This window comes from uncultured Subdoligranulum sp., assembly GCF_937890665.1.
On record NZ_CALADU010000079.1, the window covers coordinates 1 to 5,654 of the forward strand.

Consider the following 5,654-nt stretch of genomic DNA (forward strand, 5'->3'; position numbering starts at 1 on the left):
ACGGGGCAGTACCTCATACTGCTTTTCTCATTGCCCTATCCGGGCGTACGTTATGGATATGACCTTTATCGATGTGGGTCGCCACCACATACTCGTACTTCCCGCCTGTGTATTCAAATGCTAGCTTCTTTCCTAGCTCATGCGCCTGCTCAGGTGTGACAGCATCTTCCGGAGAAAAAGACTGTATCAGGTGATAGGCAAGATTTGTGGAGCGTTTCCTTTTTAGGTTCCGCGCTTTGTGCGCAAGCACTGCCGTCATTTCAAAATCGATAGAAGCTGTTTGTGGCTCGCAATTATAGCCTGACACCAACATCTGCCCATCGGTCTTGTCTGGGTTTTCGATATAGGCCAGTGCCTTGCCAAGAGTGGATTTTATTGCATGGATTTTTGTGATAGCCATAGGCTTCCTCAATCATTTTTGACTATGTCCGGTGCCTTATTACCCAAAAATGAAAATTTCTCGCTTTTGGGTAACCAGAAAATCATCATAAACTTTTGCTTCTGCCCCGACGTAATGGACTTATCTCTCATCACGCTCATTTTCCAGTGCATCACGCTGATGTTCCTCTCCCATAAATTTGGCATACAATTCTGGTGTGCATTTGAGTGTAATCGGCTTCGGATATAGCTCAAGGAAAATCAGAGGCGAGTGATATTTCCTCTCATATTTTTCCACTTGACTATCCGTCAAACTTATCAGATCTTCGCCGCCATCTCCGCAAATCAGAAACGAGCCTGCGAAGAAATCCATTGGGCCATATAAGCGATTCGGAGGTAATGGGATCAGCTTTCCTTCATCATTACAGATGATATAAGCATCCCTGTCCAGTCGTACACTTTCTATATCACCACCAACATATTTTTGAAGCGTCTCCAGCGTATTGGGTATCTTGATTTCCTCTGGATACTTACCCGGTTGCACATACAACGCACGGATTTCTTCATTTTGATTCATATCGTCATTCTCCTATTCAATAAATTTTTCTCAGCAGCTTTACCACACGCTCCAGATAATCCGCTTTCAGTTCCAGAAATTCCCGGCGCAGCTGCTCCACATCATTGGTGTGAACCGACTTATTTTCATTGCAGCGTTTTGCGATTTGGTTTATGCTGCCTGCAATACGACCGATATAAGCTGTCTGCTCTTTAAGCACCTGAAAATCATAATGACAGACTTCGCCTTTAACCAGCTGTTCCCGGCAATAGGCAGAGAAGTTTGTCATCCCGGCTTCCTGCATTTTCCCTTGAATGATTTGAAGCTCTTCTTCCGAAAAAAAGAGCAGTTTGCTGAACGGTCGTTCTCTGTTCTTTTTCATCTGTCCGATTCATTCCTCATAAAAAGGGCTTGGGGAATATTCCCCAAAATGGGTTTCAGGGTGTCCCTGATTGCATCTGTGTATATACAGATGCAATGCTTGCTAACCGTCGCTCACGCTCCGGTTACCCCTGCGGGTCTCAACGGCGATGCTTGCGGCACACTGCAAAGAGCACCGCCCCCACAAGCACCACCGGCATGAAGTCCAGCAGCAAGGAAAACTGATCAAGCTGCTTCTTCTGCTGCTTTACTGGTTGGGAAACGGCCTCCGGCACTGCCGTCGACTGCTGCGGTGCATCCGTATTTCTGTTGTTGAAACTGTTCGCCGCCTGCACCGTGCTGTTTTGATCTCGGCTTGGCGTGTTCATCTCGCGGTCTGGATTGGCAGTGTCCGTCACTGTCAAATGAAAGTCCACACCGTTTTCAGTAGAGAGTTCATTCTGCTCACATCTGAATTGGTAACGGTTTTCTGCATCACCAACAGCATAAACAGAAAGAAAAGCATATTTTCCGCTCAGTGCATTTGGTTCAACAGCGGCCAACCCATTCGATTCATAAAGCTCCAAATCATAAACATCATCAGTGTACAAATTCTGCAAGTAAACTATCACGTGTTGGGAAAAACCAATCGGCGCAGTCAGATAGGCTCCTACCTGTGCCGGTTCTGGCTCATAGTTCTCTGGTGGCGTTTCCAGCGGTTGCAACGTATAGTGCCGTTGCTGGCCGGTCACGCTCTCATACCAGCTGCTGCCTGCCAAGGTATAAATCAGGTCGTAGTGGTTCCCGCCTTCTGCTTGCAAAAATGTCGTTTGGTTGATTTCCTGCAAGGGATAATCCCCCAAGGCATCATACTGCACAGCAGCAGCGCAGTAATATTCTGACGGCACAGCTGTCACTGTTTCTGTGTAGTTGTTCAGCCCATCCAGAACAATAACTGTTGATTCGGTATCAGATGGGCCATTGCCAAGTGTGACAATCACAGTGCGGTTCTGCAATTTTTGCGGCAAATCCTTGACCGCCACCGTTACAGTAGCAGCATCTTCTGCATAGACTTTTGTTGCTGTACAAAGTAAAAGTGCAAAAAGTAATGCGAGAAATTTTCTCATAAAAAACACCTCTCAGAATCCCGCATACCGGAAATAATAGCATGGTCTGCTCTCCATCCATGCGTTGGACATATTCACCGCAACGCCATAGCCATAGCAGCACTCGATCCACGCACCACCGCCCAGCGCCATCTGAACGTGCCCCTGCTCGCCGCCAGAGGCGTACACCACGCGCAAATCTCCCGGCTGCACTTCAGTCGGGGAAATACTTACTAGGTCTGCTGCATTCCGATAGGCGGCTGTGCTGCCTGCGGAAAAAGGCAGGTTCTGCGCCCAATAGCAATATTGGACAAAGCTCGAACAATCAAGATTGATGCCCACGCTTGGATTGCCCGGCCCGCCGCGCAGCGAAGATGGCTGGGCATAGACAAACTTTCCTTGGCAGCTTAACGCAAAGGCGACCACCTGACCGCGTGCGGTCGTGGCGTCGATATTCAGGCTGGCAAATAGCTGCCGCAGTTCTTCCTCGGTCATGCCACTGCCGGTGGCGCGGCATTTTATGCCGTCCACAATCCCATACAGTTCTTCCCAGTCCATGCGATACAGAAGCGATGCCCATTCCACATTTCCATAAGCATCTTCACCATCCTTATACCACCCCTGAAATCCTCTCGCGCCGTTGGGCAGCGTGATCGTTTTTGTATATCGGGCGGATACCGCATTACCGGCATACTCATTACCGTACTGATCCTGCTTAATGATTGTCCGGGTCAAAGTTCCTGCATCACAACTTTCTGCCAGCGCTTCCAGATTTCCGGTTCCGCCGTCCGCACCGTTTGGGGCCTGCGTTTCCGGGTCTGTGTAGCAGTCATAGCCTGTCAGATAAATCGTGCAGTCGAGATCGTAGTGACCGTACTGCCCATCGTTCAACTCTCCGGGACACCAAGGTATAGCGGTTGCATTGGAAAAAGTAACCTCGTAATCATCGGAAACTGCATCATCACCCTCGCCAGTCACAACAGTAAAAGTAACCGTCAGCTCGTCAGGGGTATAAAACCAGTCGTTCAATTCGCCCTTGTACAAATTAGCGCTTACATCCAGAAGAATATTACCAGTGCAGTCCACTGCATTGATTTCTCCATCAACAACAGCGTGGTATTCTTCCGGCAAATCGGAAAGTTCAGAGCCTGTTGCACCATCCGGGAAAATGACCGGAAAAAAGACGGTCACATCGTGTGTGCCGTCCTCTTTCCATATAGAATAGCTCTTGCTTTCCGCATGACCCTCATTCCAGTGCCACTCTGCGGCGGCATCGTACTGCCCGCAGGCATCATCGCCCTCACTGCAAGTATGGGTTTCAAGGCGGTAATCCTTAACGGAAATCACTTCACCCTCGCTGCGGTAGCCATTTACACAGCCGCCGTAGGTCATGCAGGAATACGGTGCGGACTCCCGCGCTGTCACATCCAGACCATACGCTGCCAAGGTTCGGCAGAATTTTGTAAAAGGCACATTGTCGCTGAAAGCAGACACAAGCTCCGAACGCGGCCAATCCTGTTGGTAATATACTGTCGCCAGAGAAATAATTTCTGCCGTATCATTGTAGATACCGTTTGCATAGTTCCAAGTGACACCATGCTGCAAATTATTGCTGCGCTGCCCGGTGAGGGAATCATACCCATAGGGATTGCCATTCGGGTCAACGTCATTTTGGAATGCCTGATAGATGCCCTCGGTAACCGCTGCATTGCGGTAATCGTTGATTTTCTGCACAAGCGTCTGAACGTCCTCAATACGATTCGCGCCAAACACAGAGGTAGACGTTGTGCCGCTCATCTGTCCCAACAGGCTCACAATAATCAGGAACAGCAAGATGACAGCACCAACCAGAATCACTTTTCCCATAGCAATCAGATTCCGCAGCGGATGCAGGACCACGTTGGTTATCTTTTTCAGAATGTTCCCGGTATTGGTAGCAGCCTCTTTGACCTTTCCCGGAACACTGCCGGTGAAATCATCCGTTGAAACCTGAAATGAAGATAGGTACTGCTCTGTACTGCGTAGGGTTGCACCACCGATTTTTACAACAGATTTTCCACCTTGCAGACGCAGTACCTGCCCACAGGCTTTCAACGCATCCTTCGCATTGATTGATTCATCCTTCAGGTCTTTCAGGATATTGCCGGTCTGCTTACCGATTACAAAAGCGCTGTCCGCCGCTGCGGACATGATATTGCCCTCCACAACAGTCTGTGCCACTGCCATGTGCAGCCCTGCATTTTGAACTGCATCGGTGTCAAAGTCATCGTGGTAATTCAAAGCTCCTGCACCAGCTTGCAGCGGGCTTTCTATGGCATCTGCAACCCGGTATGCAGGAGCCTTATAACGGCTGTTTATGTGCTGGCTGCGCAGCAAATCATAATAGGCACTGGTTCGGCTGGCACGCGGTGTATTTGTGCCGGTGATAGTATTCTTATTACTTCTTGGCGAATCTTGCAGGATTCCTGATATATCACCAGTACCACCGTCGTCAGCCTTTTCCATGCCAGTGGGTTCACTCGATTCCGAGTCCAGACGACTGGACTGGTTCTTATCGGTTTCCGCTAATTTCGTATCAAGCAGGAGATCCTGTCCTGTGGACGGTGTACCAAACTGGGTCTGAAGATCAGCTGCAATGTCATCTTCCGTCTGAAAGAGTATCTGCTGCTTATACTTTTGCGTGAATAGTTCTGCCATTTCATAACTCCCGACTTACTTTTTGGAATTAGGATTTGTATCCATCAGGCGGAAAAGCTCGGTGTCCTGCGGGAAAGTATTGTTGAAAGGCACTACCACTTTATCCGCAATCAGCAGCCCGCTGCCAACCTCGGCATTTTCAATATACCGCTTTTCCTCATCAGAGATATGCAGCAGCCGCGCAATGTCATTTGCATCGTCCGGTGCCTGATTCAGCAGCTTGATATAGCCGCAGTCGGACAGCATACGGCGGGCATCCTCGTTGTTCAGCACAGAGCGAACGTGTTGGGTAATGGAAGTCAGGATTGCGCCCCACTTGCGAGCGCGGCTGGAAAGCTCGAAGTAATAGTTCGTGCAGGCGCTGTTGCCCAGCAGGAGCTGGAATTCATCGGTGAAAATCCAAGTGCGGCGACCCAACACACGGTTTCTGGTAATGCGGTTCCAAATCTGATCCAGCACCGTCATCATACCGATGGACTGCATACTTTTGCCCAGTTTCACGGTATTAAAGCAGACGCAGTGGTTTTGCAAATCCACGTTTGTCTGGTGGGCAAACA

At 49.3% G+C, this 5,654-nt stretch carries 4 protein-coding genes and 2 pseudogenes; all 6 read right to left on the reverse strand.

Annotated features, from left to right (window positions below):
- Nucleotides 1–49: 49 nt before the first annotated feature.
- A pseudogene (locus Q0526_RS04390) lies at nt 50–400 on the reverse strand (relaxase/mobilization nuclease domain-containing protein); the annotation flags it as partial.
- A gap of 120 nt (nt 401–520) precedes the next feature.
- On the reverse strand, nt 521–955 hold the full coding sequence (locus tag Q0526_RS04395; RefSeq protein ID WP_298731242.1) for a DUF3846 domain-containing protein: 435 nt from the start codon (nt 953–955) through the stop codon (nt 521–523).
- A 16-nt stretch (nt 956–971) separates the two neighbouring features.
- Complete coding sequence (locus Q0526_RS04400) at nt 972–1,316, reverse strand: hypothetical protein (RefSeq protein WP_298731244.1); 345 nt, start codon at nt 1,314–1,316, stop codon at nt 972–974.
- Between the two features lie 139 nt (nt 1,317–1,455).
- The gene (locus Q0526_RS04405) at nt 1,456–2,421 is read right to left on the reverse strand and encodes a hypothetical protein (protein ID WP_298731246.1); all 966 of its coding nucleotides are present in this window, start codon (nt 2,419–2,421) and stop codon (nt 1,456–1,458) included.
- Nucleotides 2,422–2,433: 12 nt separating this feature from the next.
- A complete protein-coding gene (locus Q0526_RS04410) occupies nt 2,434–5,097 on the reverse strand; it encodes an NlpC/P60 family protein (RefSeq protein ID WP_298731247.1) in 2,664 nt (887 codons plus the stop codon).
- A 15-nt stretch (nt 5,098–5,112) separates the two neighbouring features.
- Nucleotides 5,113–5,654, reverse strand: a pseudogene (locus tag Q0526_RS04415) (VirB4-like conjugal transfer ATPase); the annotation flags it as partial.

Coding starts and splice junctions, on each gene's coding strand:
- Q0526_RS04395 (WP_298731242.1), bottom strand. CDS start 955: ATGAATCAAAATGAAGAAATCCGTGCGTTGTATGTGCAACCGGGTAAG.
- Q0526_RS04400 (WP_298731244.1), bottom strand. CDS start 1,316: ATGAAAAAGAACAGAGAACGACCGTTCAGCAAACTGCTCTTTTTTTCG.
- Q0526_RS04405 (WP_298731246.1), bottom strand. CDS start 2,421: ATGAGAAAATTTCTCGCATTACTTTTTGCACTTTTACTTTGTACAGCA.
- Q0526_RS04410 (WP_298731247.1), bottom strand. CDS start 5,097: ATGGCAGAACTATTCACGCAAAAGTATAAGCAGCAGATACTCTTTCAG.